The 3,134-nt window shown below is 42.0% G+C and carries 2 protein-coding genes; both read left to right on the top strand.

All coding sequences use genetic code 11. The features are described 5' to 3' along the window. Positions 1–168: 168 nt before the first annotated feature. Entirely contained in the window at positions 169–912 is a 744-nt protein-coding gene (locus PN450_RS18105) for a hypothetical protein (protein ID WP_271837123.1), read from the top strand. A 719-nt stretch (positions 913–1,631) separates the two neighbouring features. Further along, the coding region (locus PN450_RS18100; RefSeq protein ID WP_271837122.1) for a calcium-binding protein at positions 1,632–3,134 on the top strand (1,503 nt) is incomplete at its 3' end.

The raw sequence follows: 3,134 nt of genomic DNA, 5'->3' as shown, positions 1-3,134 counted from the left end.
TAGGTTCAACAGGGTTTTATCTTGCTCACGAGTTAAAAATACCCTTAAACGAGCGCCCATATTTTAATCACCTCAGTAGATTGATTTTCCGTATTTACTTATCTTTACATAGTTTGATTTCTTTGCGCCGACTTACTTAAACTTTTAACCAATCAATTTAATGATGATATGTGGCGAATTATGCGGGGTGGTTTACCATGCTTGGAAACTACATCAAGCTGTCTAGAACAATTACAGAATAAATCAGTTGCAGATTCACCATTGCTAAAAGAATTGGATACCAGAATCCAAGAAGCAACTAGCAAAATAGATGAGGCTAGGGCTAAAAATGCCAAAACTGTAAAACTCTCTATATTAACTCCAGCTTTACAATATTTACTCGGACCGACTCCCACCGCTGGCAAACCTCAAGAGGGGAACGGATTAATTGATAATTTATTGGGAATATTTAATGGTAAAACTGGACTAATTAACGGATTAATTAATGTTATTGGTGTACCCTTATTTACAGCTTCTCAAGGGACAAATACAGAAGCTAATAGAAATGCGATCGCTATCTCCGACCTGCAAATTAAAGTAGCTGAATTACAACGCGCCCGCGCCCAATTAGCAGATACTATCAGAGAGAAAGTAGCGATCGCTTTGGTGAAATTCGATGAGGGGAGAACTGATTTTCAAATCGCCCAAGTTGTGGGAGCAAGGGCTATTGATCAATTTAAAGTATTTGAGCTACGTTACATTAGGGGGAACAACGATACTGAGGGATATTTAGCAAAGCAATCGGAACTTGATAAAGTCAAGGCTAATACTTATGGTTCTTGGGGGAAAATGCGGCGATTCCTACGGAGCGCTTCGCTATCGCTATTTGAAATAAAGCTGTTAGTGCTGGGTGTAAAAAATGCAGAAATTTAACCCACATTCCGCACCCCCTGGTGTCACAATCGGTAATTTCGGATTTTTGAATACCTTTGAGGATAATTTTGATACAAAATAGTCTAAATCTTAGGTGGCAATAGCGAAGCACTGCTGCAAGCAGTTCGCCAATCTCGAATCCCCAAACGACGATTTTTCGTTGTGTGACAGTTTAGGGTGCGGAACGTGGGATGTATAGTGCTACTTCAAGGTAAATTAGTCTCATGGTCTTGACAATTGTAAGTATCTATGTCACTGTAGTGAGCAAGGTTTTTGTCACAAATATAGATAATTTATTGACTGACAGTAATATATGATTAGGATTATACGAGGTCTCGTTGAACCAAGAATCCCCGTGTCTTTAGACCGGGGGAGTGTCAATGCACTATTAACCGTTGGGAGAATGGGCGATCACGAAGCGCGACCTAGAAATCGCGGCCTTCACCTATGGCTATGGACAGGATAAAACAGAAACTTGATGAGATCGGGGAACAGGGAAAAACCTTGTTAGAGAAATGCAATAAATAAGGTGTTGAAGACTATAATTCTACTACATCAGCCCTCTCTTCATCCCCTTTTTTTGGCTACAGTACAGTATTGATATTTTCGCGTAGCGGTACTAGTCCTTCCGATATAGGCGCTCTAGATGTTTGATTTTTTCACAATCTTTTTGACCTTATCATCCCCCATTTAGTCCAATAAAGGAAAGTTAACCTCACATGAACCCCATTAAATCTATAGATGACCTTTCTCTGAATCAAACACTAGTAATTGCAGTAGAAGAGGTACAGCAATATCTCAGGAAATTTGCCATCAGTTCGGAGTTTATAGGTAAGATGCGCTTGTCCTTTGGGGAAAGTTTTGAGGTGGAAGTTGCCCTAAACTTGGCACAGGCTTGGCAGAATCAAGATTTTAGCGTTATACCAACCATTGAATTCCTCTCTTCGGCACAATTGCATGGGGCAAATGGGGCGTATGCGGCGGCGACGGGAAGGATTTATCTGTCGGAAGAGTTTGTCACGCAGCATCAGGAGGATTTAGCAGCAATAGTCAATCTGGTGCTGGAGGAGGTGGGACATCGGCTTGATGGGTTGCTCAATACGGTGGATAGCGCGGGGGATGAGGGGGCAATTTTCTCAGCTTTGGTGCAAGGGGAAAGTCTCTCTGAAGAAGTTTTACGGACTTTGAAGTTAGAAGATGACAGAGCAATTATCACTTTGAATGGACAGGCGATAAGCATTGAACAACAGAATTTTACGGGAGATGCAGGAAATAACAATATTACGGGAACAATTGGGGATGATTTGATTGAAGGGTTAGGAGGTAATGATACCCTCAATGGTGAAGCTGGTAACGATACCATAGATGGTGGTATTGGTAACGACACTCTGAATGGAGGGACAGGAAATAATATTTACCTGTTTGGAAAAGGCGATGGACAAGATACCATTAACTTCTACGGTGACAGTACAGCAGGAAAACTGAATACCCTGCAATTCAAAGCAGGTGTATTACCTTCAGAAGTCATAGTTACACAGGTATATGACAACTATTTTGGCTATCAAGCATTGCAATTGAGCATTGCGGGAACAACTGATAGTGTGAAAGTGATTGGGTTCTTCTATAACTATGACCCCAATGATAGCAGTAACCCGCTACAACAAGTCAGATTTGATGATGGCACGGTTTGGAATCTAGCAACTTTAGTCGCCAGATCTTTAGTAACCACAGATGGCAATGATACTATCGTTGGCACAAATGCTGATGAAACCTTATCCGGTGGTTTAGGAAATGACAGTATTGGTGGTGCAGGGGGTAATGATAACCTCAGTGGTGATGAAGGAAATGACACCCTCAGTGGCGGAGAGGGAAATGACATCCTCAACGGTGGTGTCGGCAGCGATAACCTGAGTGGGGACAATGGAGACGATAACCTCAGTAGCGGAGATGGCAACGATAACCTCAGTGGCGGAAATGGAAATGATATCCTCAACGGTGGTATAGGAAATGATAACCTCGATGGAGGAACGGGGAATGATACCCTAGATGGTGGCACAGGAATTGATACCCTGAATGGGGGAACAGGAAATAATGTTTACCTGTTTGGAAAAGGCGATGGACAAGATACCATCAACCCGTACTATGACACTACAGCAGGAAAACTGAATACCTTACAATTCAAAGCAGGTGTATTACCTTCAGAAGTCATAGTTACACAGGTA

Source organism: Dolichospermum lemmermannii CS-548 (assembly GCF_028330815.1).
Lineage (GTDB): Bacteria > Cyanobacteriota > Cyanobacteriia > Cyanobacteriales > Nostocaceae > Dolichospermum > Dolichospermum lemmermannii.
Note: the sequence above shows the minus strand (reverse complement) of the source record. Positions and strands in the feature narration are given on the sequence as shown.

Coding starts and splice junctions, on each gene's coding strand:
- PN450_RS18105 (WP_271837123.1), top strand. CDS start 169: ATGTGGCGAATTATGCGGGGTGGTTTACCATGCTTGGAAACTACATCA.